Origin of the sequence: Pleomorphomonas koreensis DSM 23070, assembly GCF_000425185.1 — a bacterium.
GTDB lineage: Bacteria > Pseudomonadota > Alphaproteobacteria > Rhizobiales > Pleomorphomonadaceae > Pleomorphomonas > Pleomorphomonas koreensis.
Genome location: NZ_KE384327.1, coordinates 96693 through 114338, shown reverse-complemented (window position 1 = coordinate 114338; position 17646 = coordinate 96693). Strand labels below are relative to the sequence as shown.

The 17646-nt window shown below is 71.4% G+C and carries 19 protein-coding genes; 12 read left to right on the top strand and 7 right to left on the bottom strand.

The window, feature by feature from the left end; translation table 11 throughout:
- Positions 1-65: 65 nt before the first annotated feature.
- Positions 66-1544 carry a xylulokinase gene (gene xylB, locus H512_RS0120635; protein ID WP_026785004.1) on the top strand — a complete coding sequence of 493 codons (1479 nt, stop codon included), beginning with the start codon at positions 66-68 and terminating at the stop codon, positions 1542-1544.
- A 10-nt stretch (positions 1545-1554) separates the two neighbouring features.
- Here xylB and rbsK read toward each other — a convergent pair whose 3' ends face one another.
- Both rbsK and H512_RS0120625 read right to left on the bottom strand, forming a co-directional pair.
- Complete coding sequence (rbsK, locus tag H512_RS0120630; RefSeq protein WP_036793066.1) at positions 1555-2487, bottom strand: ribokinase; 933 nt, start codon at positions 2485-2487, stop codon at positions 1555-1557.
- Positions 2488-2496: 9 nt separating this feature from the next.
- Positions 2497-2949, bottom strand: a complete 453-nt coding sequence (locus H512_RS0120625) for an RbsD/FucU family protein (protein ID WP_026785002.1) — start codon at positions 2947-2949, stop codon at positions 2497-2499.
- Positions 2950-3190: 241 nt separating this feature from the next.
- Here H512_RS0120625 and H512_RS0120620 point away from each other — a divergent pair, with 241 nt between their 5' ends.
- From H512_RS0120620 to H512_RS25335, 5 genes are all read left to right on the top strand, one after another.
- The gene (locus H512_RS0120620) at positions 3191-4783 is read left to right on the top strand and encodes a Tad domain-containing protein (protein WP_156899600.1); all 1593 of its coding nucleotides are present in this window, start codon (positions 3191-3193) and stop codon (positions 4781-4783) included.
- 73 nt (positions 4784-4856) lie between these two features.
- Entirely contained in the window at positions 4857-5612 is a 756-nt protein-coding gene (locus H512_RS25340) for an RluA family pseudouridine synthase (protein ID WP_084798670.1), read from the top strand.
- Entirely contained in the window at positions 5609-7063 is a 1455-nt protein-coding gene (locus H512_RS0120610; RefSeq protein WP_026785000.1) for an NAD-dependent succinate-semialdehyde dehydrogenase, read from the top strand. The genes H512_RS25340 and H512_RS0120610 overlap by 4 nt, the downstream gene beginning before the upstream one ends.
- Before the next feature lie 255 nt (positions 7064-7318).
- Entirely contained in the window at positions 7319-8188 is an 870-nt protein-coding gene (locus H512_RS0120605; protein WP_026784999.1) for a glucosamine kinase nucleotide-binding domain-containing protein, read from the top strand.
- A complete protein-coding gene (locus H512_RS25335) occupies positions 8188-8970 on the top strand; it encodes a GntR family transcriptional regulator (protein WP_053240113.1) in 783 nt (260 codons plus the stop codon). The genes H512_RS0120605 and H512_RS25335 overlap by 1 nt, the downstream gene beginning before the upstream one ends.
- A 309-nt stretch (positions 8971-9279) precedes the next feature.
- Here H512_RS25335 and irrA read toward each other — a convergent pair whose 3' ends face one another.
- Positions 9280-9783 (bottom strand): iron response transcriptional regulator IrrA, encoded by a 504-nt coding sequence (gene irrA / locus H512_RS0120595; protein WP_084798699.1) that lies wholly within the window; start codon positions 9781-9783, stop codon positions 9280-9282.
- On the opposite strand from irrA, the gene H512_RS27265 reads away from it, so the two are divergent.
- From H512_RS27265 to fabI, 4 genes are read left to right on the top strand one after another with little or no spacing between them, the layout of a single operon-like run.
- Positions 9782-10003, top strand: coding sequence for a hypothetical protein (locus H512_RS27265; RefSeq protein ID WP_156899598.1), 222 nt, complete (start codon positions 9782-9784; stop codon positions 10001-10003). The genes irrA and H512_RS27265 overlap by 2 nt on opposite strands.
- A 22-nt stretch (positions 10004-10025) precedes the next feature.
- Positions 10026-10535, top strand: a complete 510-nt coding sequence (gene fabA, locus H512_RS0120590) for a 3-hydroxyacyl-[acyl-carrier-protein] dehydratase FabA (protein WP_026784997.1) — start codon at positions 10026-10028, stop codon at positions 10533-10535.
- A gap of 47 nt (positions 10536-10582) precedes the next feature.
- The gene (fabB, locus tag H512_RS0120585) at positions 10583-11809 is read left to right on the top strand and encodes a beta-ketoacyl-ACP synthase I (protein WP_026784996.1); all 1227 of its coding nucleotides are present in this window, start codon (positions 10583-10585) and stop codon (positions 11807-11809) included.
- Between the two features lie 50 nt (positions 11810-11859).
- On the top strand, positions 11860-12690 hold the full coding sequence (gene fabI, locus H512_RS0120580; RefSeq protein ID WP_026784995.1) for an enoyl-ACP reductase FabI: 831 nt from the start codon (positions 11860-11862) through the stop codon (positions 12688-12690).
- 74 nt (positions 12691-12764) lie between these two features.
- On the opposite strand, the gene H512_RS0120575 is transcribed toward fabI, so the two are convergent.
- The gene (locus tag H512_RS0120575) at positions 12765-13094 is read right to left on the bottom strand and encodes a hypothetical protein (RefSeq protein WP_026784994.1); all 330 of its coding nucleotides are present in this window, start codon (positions 13092-13094) and stop codon (positions 12765-12767) included.
- Positions 13095-13215: 121 nt separating this feature from the next.
- Here H512_RS0120575 and H512_RS0120570 point away from each other — a divergent pair, with 121 nt between their 5' ends.
- Positions 13216-14412, top strand: a complete 1197-nt coding sequence (locus H512_RS0120570) for an NnrS family protein (protein ID WP_026784993.1) — start codon at positions 13216-13218, stop codon at positions 14410-14412.
- Positions 14413-14497: 85 nt separating this feature from the next.
- On the opposite strand, the gene H512_RS25330 is transcribed toward H512_RS0120570, so the two are convergent.
- Entirely contained in the window at positions 14498-15502 is a 1005-nt protein-coding gene (locus H512_RS25330) for a heparan-alpha-glucosaminide N-acetyltransferase (protein WP_169507201.1), read from the bottom strand.
- A gap of 72 nt (positions 15503-15574) precedes the next feature.
- Here H512_RS25330 and H512_RS0120560 point away from each other — a divergent pair, with 72 nt between their 5' ends.
- Complete coding sequence (locus H512_RS0120560) at positions 15575-16624, top strand: hypothetical protein (RefSeq protein ID WP_036793064.1); 1050 nt, start codon at positions 15575-15577, stop codon at positions 16622-16624.
- A 127-nt stretch (positions 16625-16751) separates the two neighbouring features.
- Here H512_RS0120560 and H512_RS0120555 read toward each other — a convergent pair whose 3' ends face one another.
- Together H512_RS0120555 and H512_RS0120550 are read right to left on the bottom strand one after the other, a co-directional pair.
- Positions 16752-17027, bottom strand: coding sequence for a BQ00720 family protein (locus H512_RS0120555; RefSeq protein WP_425414196.1), 276 nt, complete (start codon positions 17025-17027; stop codon positions 16752-16754).
- A 123-nt stretch (positions 17028-17150) separates the two neighbouring features.
- On the bottom strand, positions 17151-17579 hold the full coding sequence (locus H512_RS0120550) for an Hsp20 family protein (RefSeq protein WP_026784990.1): 429 nt from the start codon (positions 17577-17579) through the stop codon (positions 17151-17153).
- Between the last annotated feature and the right edge of the window lie 67 nt (positions 17580-17646).

Below are 17646 nucleotides of genomic sequence, written 5' to 3'. Positions count from 1 at the left end.
GGCAGCGGGGCTGGCGGGGCTTCGTGCATCGCTCTAAATCTGGGCCGACAACGGGGGAGGCGGGCGTGGCCGACAGGGCATGTTTTCTTGGGCTGGACATCGGGACCTCGGCGGTGAAGGCGCTGGCCGTCGACCGCCGCGAGCAACAGGTGGCCGCCGCCGAGGTGCCGCTCGCCACCAGCCGTCCGGCGCCCGGCTGGTCCGAGCAGCATCCCGACATCTGGTGGCAGGCGGTGCGGCAGGCGCTGGCAGCGATGGAGGCGGCGGTGCCGGGCGTGCTCGGCCGCGTCGTCGCGGTCGGGCTGTCCGGCCAGATGCACGGCGCGGTGCTGATCGGCGCCGACGACCGGCCGCTGCGGCCGGCCATCCTCTGGAACGACGGCCGGGCGGCGGCCGAGGCGGTTGCCCTCAACGCGGCGCTGCCCGATCTGGGCCGCATCGCCGGCGTGCCGGCCATGGCCGGCTTCCTCGCCCCGAAGATCGCCTGGCTGCGGGCGCACGAGCCGGAGGTGCTGGCGGCGACGCGGCGAGTGCTGCTGCCCAAGGACTGGCTGCGCTTCCTCATGACCGGCGAGTGCGCCACCGACCCCTGCGACGCCGCCGGCAGCCTGCTGCTCGACGAGGAGAAGCGGCGCTGGTGGCCGGAGATCGTCGCGGCGGTCGGGCTCGACGAGGCGCAGCTGCCGCGCCTTCTCGAAGGGCCGGAGGTGTCCGGCCACGTCACGGCGGCGGCCGCCGCCGCCACCGGTCTTCCCGAGGGCATTCCGGTGGTGGCCGGGGCCGGCGACGCCGCGGCGGCCGGCATCGGCATCGGCGCGGTCGACGACGGCGACGCCTTCATCTCGCTCGGCACGTCGAGCCAATTGTTCCTGACCACCGCCGACTACCGGCCCAACCCCGGCGCGCTGGTGCATGCCTTCGCCCACGCCCTGCCGGGCCGCTGGTTCCAGATGGCGGCCATGCTGAACGGCGCCTCGGTGCTGGCCTGGACGGCCGGCGTCACCGGTGCCGGTGATCTCGGCGCGGCGCTCGACGCGGTGGCGGCACGCGGTCGGGCGATCTCGCCGGTCACCTTCCTGCCCTATCTGCAGGGCGAGCGCACGCCGCACGACGACCCGGCGGCGCGCGGCGTGTTCTTCGGCATGGACGGCGGCACCGACGGCCTCGACCTGATGCAGGCGGCCGTCGAGGGCATGGCCTTCACGCTGGTCGACGCGGTGGCGGCGCTGGAAACCGCCGGTCCGGTGCCGGAGACGCTGGCCGCCGTCGGTGGCGGCAGCCGCGGCCGCTTCGTCATGGAGGTGGTGGCGAGCGCCCTGGGCCGGCCGATTCGCCGCTATGAGGGCGGCGAGCGCGGCCCGGCTTTCGGCGTCGCCCGGCTGGCGCGCCTCGCCGTCACCGGCGAGACCGTCGCCGAGGTTTGCGTCAAGCCGCCGGTGCGGGACGTCGTCACCCCCGACGCAAGCCGGCAGGCGGCGCTCGCCGCCCGCCTGCCGCTCTATCGCGATCTCTATCTTGCGCTGAAGCCGCTGTTTCCGAGGTGACCCGAGGCCGTCAGCTTGCCAGGAACGCCTCGATCTCGGCCGCCGTCGGCATCGAGGCGGCGGCGCCGCGCCGCGTCACCGAGATGCCGGCCGTCGCCGAGCCGTAGCGCGCCGCCTCCACCGGATCGAGCCCCTTGGACAGCGCCGCCGCGAAGCCGCCGAGGAAAGCATCGCCGGCGCCGGTGGTGTCGATCACCTCGCCGGCCGCCCGCGCCGGCAGGTGCACCGACCGTTCGGCATTGTGCAGCAGCACGCCATTGCCGCCCAGCGTGATCAGCGCGTTCCGGGCGCCCTTCTCCAGCAGCGCGTCGCCGGCCTTGCGGGCGTCGTCCACCGTGCCCGGCGCGATGCCGGTCAGCATGGCCGCCTCGGTCTCGTTGGGCGCGATATAGTCGGAGAGGCCGTAGACCTCGTCCGGGAAGGCCATGGCCGGCGCCGGGTTGAACACGGTGATCGTGCCGGCGGCGCGGGCGATCTGCAAGCCGCGGACGGCGGCGTCGACCGGCTGTTCGAGCTGCGTCACGAACACTTTCGACGCGGCGATCGTCGCCGCCTCGAGGTCGAGGTCGGCAGGCGTCAGCGTGCCCGATGCGCCGGCGTAGACGATGATGGCGTTCTGGCCGTTGTGGTCGTTGACGAAGATGAAGGCCGAGCCGGTCGGGTGGCTGTCGATGCGCTGCACGTGCGGCGTGGCGCCCGCCTCGGCCCAGGTCTTCAGGCCGATGTCGCCGAAGGCGTCCTTGCCGATCTTGGTAATGAAGCGCACCTCGCCGCCGGCCCGCGCCGCCGCCACCGCCTGGTTGGAGCCTTTGCCGCCCGGACCCAGGATGAAGCCGGAGCCGGCCAGCGTCTCGCCGATGGCCGGCAGGCGCGGGGCGAGGAAGGTGACGTCGACGGCGAAGATGCCGAGGATGGCGACGCCGGATTTCTGAATGTTGGTCATTCGGCTGCCTCAACCCTTCGGAGGAATCACGCCCTTGGTGAGCAGGAAGCAGCCGTAGAGCCGGCCCTCGCCGGTCTGCAGCACGGCGAACGACTTCCTGGCCGCTTCATAGAAGGCGAAGCGCTCGATGCCGCCGAGCTTGAAGGTCGGCCCCTCGGCGTCGAACACCTCCTGCTGGAACTCGTGCTGCACGTCGGTCCACTTGTCCGGCTCGCCGACCACTTCCATGCGGAAGGCGGCGGTGGGAATGAAGGTGTCGAGCGGCAGCACCGACAGCACGGCCCGCGCCGCGCGCGGCGCCGACACGCCGTCGAGCCGCAAGGGCTCGCCGTAGACCGTCTCGGCCGCCACCGAATGGATGGGGAAATTGCTGTCGACGATGGCGAGCGTGTCGCCGTGACCCATGGCGGCCAGCACGTAGAGAAGGTCCGGATTAAGCAGCGGATCGATGGCCTTGAGCATGATTCCTCCTGTGGGTCCCGGCGTCTCCGGGCCTCGTTGGCGGGCGTCGCGCGCCTTACCCATCCATAGGCCGTCGGCGGCCGTTTGTCAGGTCCGCATGGGTACCGGTGGCGGCGATCGTCCGACACATTTCTTCGCGGGTTAACCGCTCGGAAGAGAATTCGGGCAATAGTCGGTCGATAGCACTGAAAGCGGTTTCTCTATTTTGCCGTTCCGATCCCTTTTCTCCCATTTCCGCCACTTGACGGCGCCCATCGTCGTCGGCCTCGTCGCGGCCGGCGCCGTGCTTCTCATTCTGTCCTTTGTTGCCACCGCCGACTGGCTGCGCCTTGCCGAGGCCCGCCGCCTCACCGGCGAAGCCGCCGCCGCCGCCGCGCTGGCGGCAGCAAAGGGCGGCAATGCGACCGCCGTGGCGCGCGCCGTCGCCGGGCCCGATGCCGAAGTCGTCGTCGAATGGGGCGCGGCGCGGCCCGGTCCCTCCGGTCTCGCCTTCCAGAGTGGCGCCGGCGAGGTGACGCGCGTCACCGTGTCGACGATCGGCCGCCGCCTACTCGGCACGCCCTTCGGCCTCGGCCAGCGGATCGTCACCGCCGCCGCCCTCGCCCGGCGGTCGGGCGTCGCCGCGCTCGTCGAGCGGTCGACGGCCGTGCCGGCGCTGCCGGCGGTGCCGGAGGCCATTGAGGCGCGGCTGTTCGGGCCGTCCGGCGCGCTGACACCCCAGGAGCGGGCGCGGCTCGGCGCCGCCAGCTTCACCGTCGCCGATCTCGCGGCCGAACTCGGCCGTACCCTCACCGCCCGCGATGGCGGCACCGACACCGGCGTCACCGCCGTGGCCGGGGCGTCGTTCAAGGCGAGCGAGCTGATGGCGGCGCTCGCCGCGCTTTATCGCGGCGCGGCGCGGCGCTCGGCTGACGCGGCGGCGGTCCTGGCCATTCTCGACCGTCTGGCGACGGCGGCCGGCGAGACCGAGGAGATGCCGCTGCCGCTGTCCGGCGTGCTCAGTCTGGCCGGCTCGGATGCCGATCTGACGCTGGCCGCGCCGCTCAGGCCGCTCGAGTTCCTGCAGGCGGTGATGCGCGCCCGCCTGGCGGCCAGCCCCGCCACGGTCGATCTCGCGGCGCCCGCCATCGGCATCGATGCGGTGACGCTGACGCTGGCGTCGGACGGCGCGGCGGCGGCCGTGCTGGTCGGTGGCGAGGACGGCCTCGTCGGCATTCCCGGCATCCGCATCGCCGCCCGCTTCACCGTCAGCGGCCTCGCCATTCCCGGTGTCGCCGCCATCGAGCTGCCGCTCGAGGTGGCGCTCGGCGCTGGTGACGCCCGCATCAAGACCATTGCCTGCGGCCCCTCCGGCGCCGAGGTCACCGTCACCGGCCGGCCGGTGCGCGCCGGCGTGGCGCTCGCCGCCTCCGACGGCACCGCCTCGCCGTCCGGCGCCTCCGACTACGCCCGCCTGCTGGCCGCCGGCGGCGTGACGGCCTGGGGCCGCGGCCGGTCGGCCTTCGCCGACGACCCGCCGGTGGAGATCGTCTTCCGGCCCGACGGTGCCGACGATGTGGCCAGCCTCAGGGCACCGATCGATTTCAGCAACCGCCTGGAGCGGCTGGCCGCCGAGACGCAGATCCTGGTGTCTCTGGAGGGCACGGCACGCGATACCATGACCGAAGCCGGCGTGCGCGACGAGATCGCCCGGCTGATCGTCGGCGCCATCAGGCCGATCGACGGCGTGCTGTCCAGCACCTTCGCCACCCTCGGCATCGTGCCGGGACGCATGGACGTGGTGGCCGCCGGCGCCTCCTGCAACGGCGCGACGCTGCTCGGCGAGGCGAAATAGCTTCGCTTCACGTGGCCTTCGGGCTATGAACGGACCCGGAGCGGCGCCGTGCCGCGGCAGTCCGGAACCTCGCATGACCGACGACGAGCTGATCGCCCGCATCCTCTACCGTGACGGCTCGCTCCTCGTCATCGACAAGCCGGCCGGCCTGCCCGTGCACGCCGGCTTCGGCGGCGGCGAGACGCTCGACCAGCATTTCCCGGCCTTGCAGTTCGGCCTGCCCAACCCGCCGCAACTCGGCCACCGGCTCGACAAGGACACCTCCGGCTGTCTGGCGCTCGGCCGTCATCGCCGGGCGATCCGCGAACTCGGCGAGCTGTTCGCCGGCCAGAAGGCCGAGAAGACCTATCTCGCCGTGGTGCTCGGTCGCCTGCCGGCCGCCGAGGGCCGCATCGAGGCGCCGCTCGCCAAAGTCGCCCACGAGAAGCGCTCCTGGTGGATGAAGGTCGATCCGGCCGGCCAGCCGTCGGTCACCGACTATCGCGTCATCGCCGAAGGCGAGCGGCTCAGCGTGGTCGACCTGCGCCCGCATACCGGCCGCACCCATCAGCTCCGCGTCCACATGGCCCATCTCGGCTGCCCGATCGTCGGCGACGGCGTCTATGGCGGCGATCCGGCGCGCGGCGTCGACCGCAACCTGCATCTGCATGCCCGCCAGCTGGTGCTGCCCTACTACCGCAAGAAGCCGCCGGTCGTTGCCAGGGCGCCGGTCCCGCCCCATATGTTGCGTCTGCTCACCCGCCTCGGCGCCGTCGACGCCGACGGCCGGCTCCTCCACCTCGTCGCGCCCACCGCGGGCGAGGCTGTTCCGGAAAGGTCGCTACCATGACGCTTCCGCTCAACGACCCCTCGCTGCTCGTTCAAGCCTGCCTGATCGACGGCGCCTTCGTCGGCACCCCCGCCCTCGACGTCACCGACCCGGCGACCGGCGCGGTGGTCGGCCGCGTGCCGCTGACCGATGCCCCTGAAACGGCGCGCGCCGTCGAGGCCGCCGCCGCCGCGATGCCGGCCTGGTCCGGCCTCATCGCCAAGGAGCGGGCGCGGCTGATGCGGCGCTGGTTCGACCTGATCGTCGAGAACCGCGACGACCTCGCGCAGATCATGACCGCCGAGCAGGGCAAGCCGCTGACTGAAGCCAAAGGCGAGATCGATTACGCCGCTGGCTACGTCGAGTTCTACGCCGAGGAGGCCAAGCGCATTGCCGGCGAGACTCTGCCCTCGCCGAAGGACGGCGCCCGCGTGCTGGTGATCCGCCAGCCGGCCGGCGTGGTCGCCGCCATCACGCCCTGGAATTTCCCGGCGGCGATGATCACCCGCAAGGTGGCGCCGGCGCTGGCCGCCGGCTGTACGGCGGTGGTGAAACCCGCTTCCGAGACGCCGCTCACCGCGCTGGCGCTCGCCCGCCTCGCGGTGCGGGCCGGCCTGCCGAACGGCGTGCTCAACGTCGTCACCGGCAAGTCGCAGGTGATCGGCGACGTGCTGACCAGCCATCCGGCGGTGCGCGTCGTCTCCTTCACCGGCTCGACCGAGGTCGGCAAGAAACTGCTCGTCCAGTGCGCCGGCACCGTGAAGAAGGTCTACACCGAGCTTGGCGGCAACGCGCCGTTCATCGTCTTCGACGACGCCGACCTCGACGCCGCCGTCGAGGGGGCGATGGCCTCGAAGTTCCGAAACATGGGCCAGACCTGCGTCTGCGCCAACCGCATCTACGCGCAGGCCGGCATCCACGACGCCTTCGTCGAGAAACTGACGGCGGCAGTGAGGGCGCTGAAGCTCGGCGACGGCCGCGAGGCCGGCGTGACGCAGGGGCCGCTCGTCAACGCCAGGGCGGTGGAGAAGGTGGAGGCGCATGTCGCCGACGCGCTGGCCAAGGGGGCGAAGGTGGTGACCGGCGGCAGCCGCTCGCCGCTCGGCGGCAGCTTCTTCGAGCCGACGGTGCTGACCGGCGTCACCCCCGAAATGGTGGTTGCCCGTGAGGAGACCTTCGGGCCGCTTGCCCCGGTGTTCCGCTTCGAGACCGAGGAGGAGGCGATCCGCCTCGCCAACGATACCGAGTTCGGCCTCGCCGCTTATTTCTATGCCCGCGACGTCGGCCGCATCTTCCGTGTCGCCGAGGGCATCGAGGCCGGCATGGTCGGCATCAACTCCGGCGCCATCTCCTCCGAGCTGGTGCCGTTCGGCGGTGTCAAGGAGAGCGGCAACGGCCGCGAGGGCTCGCAGCACGGCATCGACGAATATGTCGAGAAGAAATACCTGCTGATCGCCGGCCTCGACCGCTGAACGCCGAACTCGAACTGTCGAGCCCGCCCCCGACATCGGACTCGCGCTCGGACTCTCTACCGGACTCCGGATCGGACTCTCGATCCGGACTCCCGAGCCCGGCCCGGACCACTCCGAAGCGCCGCAAACCGCCTCGCGACTGGTCCATTGCGGGCGGCCCGCCCAGATAATCGTTGATACCGGCCCGGGGCCGGTTGCCAGCCGGCCGGCGAGGGGCTTTGCTGCCTCCGACAGCGGCGCGGGAGCCGGCGGACCATGCGGCGATTTTTCCTCGGCATCGATGGCGGCGGCAGCGGCGCGCGGGCGCGGCTTGCCGGCGGGGACGGTCGTCCGCTCGGCGAGGGCGCCGCCGGTCCGGCCAACGTCGGCAATGATCCCGCCGGCGCCTTTGCGGCGCTCGATGCGGCGGCACGCGGCGCGCTCGCCGCCGCCGGTCTCACCGATGCCGACCGGGCCGACGTGGTGGCGGTGATCGGCGCCGCCGGCGCCGCCGACGCCGAGGCCGCCGCCCGCATTGCCGCCATGCCCTTCGGTTTTGCCGGCCTCAAAGTGGTCACCGACGCCGAGATCGCCCTCGAGGGTGCCTTTGCCGGCGGCGACGGCGGCATCCTGATCGTCGGCACCGGCAGTCAGGCCTATGGCCGCGTCGGTGACCGGCGCCTGCGCGTCGGCGGCTGGGGAGCGTCGCTGTCCGACGGCGGTTCCGGCGCGGTGATCGGCCAACGGGCGGCGCGGCGGGCGCTGGACGCCCACGAGGGGCTCGCCGAGGCATCGCCGTTCACCGAGGCCATGGTCGCCCGGCTGGGTGGATCGCCACCGGCGCTGTCGGCCTTCGGCAAGGCGGCGCGGCCGGCCGACTGGGCGGCGCTGGCGCCGCTGGTCTTCGACCATGCGGCGATCGGCGATCCGGTGGCCGGTGCCCTCCTCGCGGTGGCGGTGGCCGAGGTCACGGCATTGATCGGACGCCTCGTCGGCGAGGGCATCGGCGCTGTCGCGCTGATGGGCGGCCTCGCCGGCCGATATCGGCCGCTTCTCGCACCCCGCTTCGCCGGCTTGCTTGTCGATCCCCTCGGCGACGCGCTCGATGGCGCCCTCCGCCTCGCTCGCCGGGAGGCCGGGTCGTGATGGAGCCCCTCACCGAGCTGGTCGGCCGCGCCTGGCGGCTGACGGGCGGCGACGCGCCGCTCTGCCGCCGCTTGGAAGTGGCGCTCCGGGCTGCCATCGCCGAGGGACGGCTCGCCGCCGGCGCGCCACTGCCCTCCGAGCGGGCGATGGCCGCCGGCCTTTCGGTGTCGCGCATCACCGTGCGGCAGGCGCTGGCGCCGCTCGTCGCCGAAGGCTTGATCATGACGCGGCCGGGCGCCGGCGCCAGCGTGGCTGGCGGGATGTCCGAACGTGCCGCCGGGGGGACGAGCGAGACGGCTCGTCGCCGGACGGTGCTGCGCAGCCACGCCGACGAACTGGTCGAGCGCGGCGAGGCGGTGGAGACCCGGCTCGTCGACCGGCTGACCGGGCCGCCGTCGGCACCCGAGGCGATGACGCTCGGCCTCGGCCCCGGCGAGCGGGTGCTGCGGCTCTACCGGTTGCATTGCGTCGGCGGCAAGCCGCGCATCCTGGAGCTGACGACCTTGCCGGCTGCCGCCGTCGACGTCGAGGCGGCGACGCTGTCGCCGGCCGAGGCGCTGGCCGCCGGCGGGCTCGCGGCGGTGCGCGGGCTGGAGCGCTTTCGGGCGGTGGCGCTCGGCGCGGTGGAGGCGGGACTGTTGGAAGTGCCGGAGGGAACGCCGGCCATGCGCGTCGAGCGCGTCGGCTACACGGCCGGCGGCCGGGCGGTCGAGATCAGCCGCGCCTTCTGCCGCGGCGACGGCTACGAGGTGGTGGCCGAGCTGTCGGGAGAAGGAAGCTGAAGCCGGAGAGCGGCTTCCGGCGCCGGGCCGCGCCGCGCGGAGCGGCATTTCGAGGCAGGCCTCGAAATGCGCCCAGCGGAGCGTAAAGCCTAAGGGCCGGAGGCCCGCCGGCGTCCGAGGCAGGAAAAAGACAAGAAGCCGCAAAAGCGGCTTCTGGCGCCAAGCGCCGCCGCGCGCACCGGGTCTTTCGGGACGAAGCCCCGAAAGACGCAAAGCGAAGCGGAGGCCCGCCGGCGACTGAGGCTGCGACTAAAAGCCCCGCCGGCTACCGAGGCAGGAGAAAAGCAGACCGGCGTCTGCCTGGTTTCCTTACCGCTTGGGCCGCAGGCGGACCACCACGTCGACGCGGACGATCTCCATGCCCTCGGGTGCCGGCGGCAGCTCGCCGATCGCCACGTGGGCGCCGGGGATGTCGAACACCCGGTTCTCGTCCTCGACGTAGAAATGGTGATGGTCGTCGGTATTGGTGTCGAAATAGGTGCGCGTGCCCTCGACGGCCACCTCGCGCAGCAGGCCGGCTTCGGTGAACTGGTTCAGCGTGTTGTAGACGGTGGCCAGCGACACCGGCACCTTGGCGGTCACCGCCTCGGCGTGCAGGTCCTCGGCGGACAGATGCCGGTGGCCGTGCGAGAACAGGATCTCGGCCAGCGCCACGCGCTGGCGGGTCGGCCTGAGGCCGACGTCCCTGAGGCGCGTGCGCACCGGAATCCTGGTGATCAGGGACGCGCCGGGCGCCGGCTGGGCGCCCGCGGTGAGGCGGCGTGCCGTTTCGGTGACGGCGATCGGCGGGCTGGAAGTCAGGGGGCGGTCCATGATGTTGGTCATCCAGGGGGTGGCCGGCAACGCCGGCTGGAACTTTTTCGATTGCGACATATTAGCAAAGTGGCGCCAGACTGCAAGAACGCGCCAAAATGCCCGTCCCGGCGCGTGCCGCAAGGCTTTCGAGGACGCTTTTGCTGTGTTAGAGATCGACCGACCACGTGAAAACCGCCCGCATGGACGGCGACCGGCGCCGCTTTACGCGGCGCCATGAGGAATAAGGTACGGACAGCAGCATGAGTCTTCGCAAGAACAGCTACGAGTATGAGGATCTCCTTACCTGCGGGCGCGGAGAGTTGTTCGGGCCGGGCAACGCCCAACTGCCGATGCCGCCGATGCTGATGTTCGACCGCATCGCCGAGATCGCCGAGGTGGGTGGCGAATTCGGCAAGGGCCTCATCCGCGCCACGCTGGCGATCCGGCCTGACCTCTGGTTCTTCCCCTGCCACTTCAAGGGCGATCCGGTGATGCCCGGCTGCCTCGGCCTCGACGCCCTCTGGCAGATGCTCGGCTTCTTCCTCGGCTGGTCGGGCTCGCCCGGCAAGGGGCGGGCGCTGTCGGTCGGCGAAGTGAAGTTCAGCGGCATGGTGACCCCGGCCGTCAAGCTGGTCGAATACGGCGTCGACCTGAAGCGCGTGCTGCGCGGCAAGCTGGTGCTCGGCATCGCCGACGGCTGGCTGAAGGCCGACGGCGAGACCATCTACAAGGCGACGGATCTGCGCGTCGGTCTGTTCAAGGCCGCCTGAGCGCCGTTTCGCATCGGAAATAAGGCCAGAAACCAAGGAAGACAGCCATGAGACGCGTCGTCGTCACCGGCATGGGCATCGTGTCCTCGATCGGCAACAACACCCAGGAGGTCCTGGCGTCCCTCCATGACGCCCGCTCCGGCATCACCTTCGCCCCGGCCTTCGCCGAGCACGGCTTCCGCTGCCAGGTCTACGGCGCGCCGACCCTTGATCCGGCAACGGTGGTCGACCGGCGTGCCATGCGCTTCCACGGCGGCGGCACCGCCTGGAACCACGTCGCCATGGATCAGGCGATCCTCGACGCCGGCCTCGAGGCGGGCGACATTTCCAACGAGCGCACCGGCATCATCATGGGGTCGGGCGGCGCCTCGACGCGCACCATCGTCGAATCGGCGCTGAAGACCATCGACAGCGGCTCGTCGAAGAAGGTCGGCCCCTTCGCGGTGCCGAAGGCCATGAGTTCCACCGCCTCGGCGACGCTGGCCACCTGGTTCAAGATCAAGGGCGTCAACTATTCGATCTCCTCGGCCTGCGCCACCTCCAACCACTGCATCGGCAACGCCTACGAGGCGATCCAGTACGGCAAGCAGGACGTGATGTTCGCCGGCGGCTGCGAGGAACTCGACTGGACGCTGTCGGTGCTGTTCGACGCCATGGGCGCCATGGCCTCGAAATACAACGACACGCCGTCGACCGCCTCGCGCGCCTATGACAAGAACCGCGACGGCTTCGTCATCGCCGGCGGCGCCGGCGTCCTCATCCTCGAGGAACTGGAGCACGCGAAAGCGCGCGGCGCGAAGATCTACGGCGAGATCGTCGGCTACGGCGCCACCTCCGACGGTTACGACATGGTCGCCCCGTCCGGCGAGGGCGCGGTGCGCTGCATGCGCCAGGCGCTGTCGACGGTGAAGGGCAAGGTGGACTACATCAATCCGCACGCCACCTCGACGCCGGCCGGCGACGCGCCGGAGATCGAGGCGATCCGCACGGTGTTCGGCGGCGCCGACAACTGCCCGCCGATCTCGGCCACCAAGTCGCTGACCGGCCACTCGCTCGGCGCCACCGGCGTGCAGGAAGCGATCTACTCGCTGCTGATGATGAACAACCGCTTCATCGTCGAGAGCGCCCACATCGAGGAACTGGACCCGGCCTTCGCCGACATGCCGATCGTCAGGACGCGCATCGACGACGCCAGGATCGACACCGTGCTTTCCAACAGCTTCGGCTTCGGCGGTACCAACGCCACGCTGGTCTTCCAGCGTTACGCCGCCTGACCCGACCGCCCGGCTCCCACCGGGCGGTTTCTTCTTGCAGGACTTGGATCATGAACGGACTGATGGCCGGCAAGCGCGGCCTGATCATGGGCGTCGCCAACGATCATTCCATCGCCTGGGGTATCGCCAAGGCTCTGGCCGCCGCCGGCGCCGAGCTGGCCTTCACCTACCAGGGCGAGGCCTTCGGCCGCCGCGTCCGGCCGCTGGCCGAGGAGGTCGGGGCGAAGCTGCTCCTCCCTTGCGACGTCGAGGACGAAGCGTCGGTCGACGCCGTGTTCGCGGCGCTGAAGGCCGAGTGGGGCAAGATCGACTTCCTGGTGCACGCCATCGGCTTCTCCGACAAGACCGAGCTGAAGAGCCGCTACGCCGACACCACGCGCGCCAACTTCTCGCGCACCATGGTCATCTCGGTGTTCTCCTTCACCGAGGTGGCACGCAAGGCGGCCGCGCTGATGCAGGACGGCGGCACGCTCCTGACGCTGACCTACGGCGGCTCGACGCGCGTGATGCCCAACTACAACGTCATGGGCGTCGCCAAGGCGGCGCTTGAAAGTTCGGTGCGCTATCTTGCCGCCGACTTCGGCGGCGACGGCATCCGCGTCAACGCCATCTCGGCCGGCCCGGTGCGCACGCTGGCCGGCTCCGGCGTCACCGACGCCCGGCTGATGTTCAACTTCCAGAAGAAGAACGCGCCGCTGAAGCGCACCGTCTCGATCGACGAAGTCGGCCGCTCGGCGCTCTACCTGCTGTCCGACCTGTCGTCGGGCGTCACCGGCGAGATCCACTTCGTCGATTCCGGCTACTCGATCATGTCGATGCCGCGCATCGAGGAGCTGAAGGAGCAGGATCGCCGCGAATCCGAGGATACGCCGGCCGGCTGAGCGCTGGGGCAGCCGTCCACGACGATCCGGTTGTCCGAGATCGTCCGACGCTCTGGCGTCGCCGGCGGGGTGCCTCAGGCGAGGGACGCCGAACCGGATCGGTCCGGCGGCCGGTAGCCGAGGCGGTCCAGGGCTTCGGTGAGCGCCGGGCCGGAGAAGGCGAAGGCGAGCACCGCCGCGTCGCCGGCAAGCGCGACGACCTCGGCATCGAGGAAGCTCAGCAGGCAGACGCTGCTCTCCGACGGCTCGCCAAAGCGTAGCCGGTCGCCCGGCCGCGCCCGGCCGGCCGGCGTGACGACAGCGCGCCAGCGGTCGTCGCCGAGCGGCTCGAGCAGTTCGGCCTGGACCGGCCGCGCCTCGGCACCGCGAAATCTCAGGCCGTGCAGGATCACCGCCTCGCCCATGTCGCACGCTCCCGCGGCCGTCCTTGCCACGCGCCGCACCGTTCACGGATAATGACCGAACCGCATCGGCGCGCAAGCGTTGCCGAGGCGGGCCGATGCGCGACAGCGAGGAGGAAAGGCCATGAGAACGATGGACCGGCACAGGCAATGGCAGGGGCCGGCGCTGTTCTCATTCGGGTTCCGGCCGTTCTTCCTGTTCGGCGCGCTGCAGGCGGCCGTCATGGTGGCGCTGTGGGTGCCGTGGTTCCTCGGCCTCATCGAGGTGCCGAGCGCGCTGCCGCCGGTCGCCTGGCATATCCACGAGTTGCTGTTCGGCTATGTGCCGGCCGTCATCACCGGTTTCCTGCTGACCGCCATTCCCAACTGGACCGGACAGCTGCCGGCGGTCGGCTGGCCGCTCGTCGGCCTGTTCGGACTGTGGCTCGCCGGCCGCGTCGCCATCACCCTGTCGTTGATGCTGCCGCAGCCGGCGGTCGTGCTGCTGGCGCTGGCCTTCCCGGTCGGATTGCTGGCCATCATGGGCCGCGAGGTCATCTACGGCAAGAACTGGCGCAACCTGAAGGTGATCGTGGCGCTGGCGATCCTGCTCATCGCCCAGGCGCTGTTCCATTACGAGGTCTGGCGCTACGGCGCGTCGGCCTACGGCCACCGGCTGGCCATCGCGGCGGCGGTGTCGCTGATCATGATCATCGGCGGCCGCATCGTGCCGAGCTTCACCACCAACTGGCTGAAGCGGTGTAATCCCGGCGCGCTGCCGCCGCCGTTCGGCCGCTTCGACCGCGTCGCCATGGTGATCGGCGTCGTCGCCTTCGCCGGTTGGGTGGTATCGCCATCGGCCGCCGCCGCCCGGCTCGCCGTTGCCGCGCTGCTCCTGGCCGCCGGCCTCTTGCACGGCGTCCGCCTCGTCCGCTGGCAGGGCTGGCGCACCCTGGCCGAGCCGCTGGTCACCGTGCTGCACGTCGCCTACGGTTTCGTGCCGCTCGGCTTCCTTATCGCCGCCGCCGCCCTGGCGCTGGACGATCCGCCGCTCGCCACCGCGGCACTCCATGCCTGGACCGTCGGCGCCATCGGCCTGATGACGCTGGCGGTGATGACGCGGGCGTCGCGCAGCCATGCCGGCCAGCCGCTGACCGCGCCGCCCGGCACGGTGATCCTCTACGCCTCAGCCTTCATCGCGGCGATCGCCCGGATCGTCGCGGCGCTGTGGCCGGCGCTCATCGCGCCGGCGCTGGCGCTGGCGGCGATCGCCTGGGTCGCCGCCTTCCTGCTGTTCGCGCTTCTCTACGGGCCGATGCTGTGCCGGCGCCGGCGGGGATGACGTCCCCCGCGTTCACCAGCCCGCTGCCCTGCGAGCACCGGCGCGGCATCTTCCCGCCATCGCGACTGCAGGCATGCCCGTTGTTCTAGTCGCCGTCGGCCGGCGGCCCGGCCAGCGGATCGACCGGCAGCCCGGCGGCCGGCGCGCCGCAGGCCTGCACGGCGGTGGAGAGGAGCGGCTCGAAGGACGGGTCGCTGCTGCGTTGGTTCCAGATGCCGGTGTCGTCGACCGAGGCGGCGACGCAGCCGCAGAAGCGCTCGCAGACGCCGGTGTCGGCACCCTGGCGGGTGCATTCGAGCCGGCAGTCGCCGATGAAGCTCGCCCGCTGCACGGCCGGATCGACCGGCAGCACGGCGGCAAGGCCGACGGCGAGACCGTAGAGCAGCGGCTGATGCAGCAGATAGAAGAGAAGCGAGTGGCGGCCGAGCACGGCGAGCCAGCCGGTGCCGCGCCGCAGCGGTGGCGCGCCGGTCCGGCTCTCGGCGCGGCGGATCAGCGGCCCGCCAGCGACGAGGCCGGCGAGATAGGGCGCGATCCACGGGAACACCGGCACCAGGTCGTTGGAGACGGGCGGCGTCCCGGCAAGGCCGAGGAAGCCCCAGCCGAGGCCGTCGAAGGCCGGCGACCGCCAGACCTCGGGCAGCACCAGCGCCGCCGCCGCCAGCATCAGGAGCAGCGCCGCCGGCAGGCGGACGAGCAGCGGCGCCAGCAGGCTGGCCAGCAGCATCATGTGCAGGATGCCGAAGAATACCCATGCCTCGGGGAAGACGATGTAGGTGCCGACCGATACGGCGGCGGCGGCGAGCGCCAGGCGCGCCAGGCGCGTTCCATAGCGGAGCGGATCGAGGCCGCCGCGCTCGGCGAGGCGGAAGGACAGGCCGGACAGGAACAGGAAGCTGCCGGCGATCGCCGCCGCATAGGCGCGCCAGAGCGGATCGCTGGCGACGCCCCAGTCGACCAGCCGGACGTTGGCGATATCCCAGGAAAAATGATAGGAGGCCATGGCGAGGAGCAATGCACCGCGGGCGACGTCGACCAGCGGCAGGCGTCGGCCCCCGGCGCTCGCCTCGCGAGGTAACGAATCAGCCATGGACCCTCTCTCCACCATAGTCCAAGGATGTGCGGCAGCCGGGCGGTCCTGGCAACCGGCCGGTCCGGAAAAATGATAGATTCCTGTCTCGATGCCGGCAGGGGCGCCGACGGCCTCGCCCACCGGTTACGACCGGGCGGCGATACGCTGGTGGTGGTGTTCAGCCAGGTGCGCGTGCCGGAAGGAAAATTCGGCCTCGAACGGCTGTTCGCCGGCACCACCCACAGCCTCCTGCTGCTGAACGAGCCGGACAACGCCTGGTATCGCGATCGCGGCGACGCCATCGACCGGCGGATCGGCGACGCAGCGACAGCCTGCGGCGCGGCCCGCCTCATCCTCTACGGCAGTTCGATGGGCGCCTTTGGCGCGGCGGCGGCGGCGGCGCGCTGGCCGGAGGCCGAACTCTACGCCTTCGCGCCGGACTGGCGCATCGGCGAGCCGGGCAGCCGCTCGGCGACGGCCGGCCTCGCCATGCGGGACGGCGAAGCCGAGCTCGGCGGGCTGCTTTCGACGCCGCGCCGGGGCGCGGCGCGGCTGATCGTCGGCCTCTACGATCCCTATGACGCCGGCGTCGGCGCCCGTCTCGCGGCGCTGTCGCTGCCGGAGGCGGTGACGGTCGTGCCGCTCAGGTCCAGCCACGAGGTGCACGACCACCTCTACAGCCTGAACGTCGTCCGCAAGGTCGTCGCCACCTTCCGCCGTGACATCGCCGCCGAGGCGGCGGCGCGGCGCCTGCTGGTTCCGGACGTCGACTGGCCGGCCCACGCGCGGCTGGCCGCCGCCCGCGCCGCTTTCGACGAAGGCGCCGGGCTCGATCCCGAGGAGGTGCTGGGGCTGGTGCCGGGTGTCAACCCCGGCCTGACGCTGCTGGCCGCCGAGGCAGCCGAGCGGGCGGGCGACGCGCCGCGCGCCGAGCGGCTGCTGGCCGGCCTCGACGCGGGTGTCGTCGCCGATGCCGTGCTGTCGGGCCTGCCGAAGCGCTATCTGAAGGAGGTGCCGCGCCGCCGCATCCGGCTGCTCGCGGCGATGGGGGAGGCCGCCCTGGCGCGGCGCGTCGCGGTGGAGGCCGCCGCGCGATTCCCCAATGACGAGGGCTTTGCCCTCGCCGCCCGTTCGGGCTGAACGCCATTTGCGAAATTCGTCCGCTCGGCACGGGCTTTCGCATTGCTCTCCGGAAAGTCCGGCGACGGGCCGGGGGTTTTCCGAAGTCTCCCTCCGGCGTCGCCTGGCGACCTGCCGGAGAAGCCGATCAGTGCACCAGCATCGGCGTCAGGTCGGCCTCGGCCGCATTGGCGATCGCCGCCTCGCGACTGTCGGTCAGCATGATCGGCTGGCCGTCGGCCGAATGCAGCGCCCACAGCTTCATGCCGGGCCGGAGATCGAGATAGCCGGGATGGGCGGCGATCACGTCGTCGGACGAGACGCGGCGCAGGTAGGCGACGCGACCGCCGCCGAGCTGCCGGAAAGCGGCGTCGGGCATGATCTTCCGTTCGTCGGCGGACGTGTCCTTGGTGAAAGAAGCCATCGTTGTCACTCCTTGCCCCACGCGTCCGGTCGGACCGGACGGAAGGGAAGACGCCACCAGCCGGCGAAGGCGGGCGGGTCCAATACTCACTCTATCGGGAAAAAGCTACCGCCGCGTTTATCGTCAGTCCTCGGCGTTGATCTCGATCCGTCGCACCGTCCGTTCGAGCGGTGGCCGCACCAGATCGATGGACAGAAGGCCGTTCCTGAGGTCGGCGCCGAGGATCTCGATGCCCTCGGCCAGCACGAAGGTGCGCTGGAACTGTCGCGCCGCGATGCCGCGGTGGAGGTAGAGGCGTGACTTGTCGTCGGACTGCCGGCCGCGGATCACCAGCTGGTTCTCCTCGACCGAGACGTCGAGCTGCTCGCGGGTGAAGCCGGCGACGGCCAGCGTGATGCGCAATACGTCGCCGTCCGGGGCGTCGCGCTCGACGCGTTCGATATTATAGGGGGGATAGCCGTCGTTCGCGGCCTTCGACACCCGGTCGAGCGCCCGCTCGATCTCGTCGAAGCCCAACAGGAACGGGCTCGAGAAGCCTGCCAGTCTCGTCATGTCCAAAGTCCTCGCAGAGAAGCGACCTTGTCCGGGCCCCTGAGGCACCCGGCGTCCATAAGCCCAT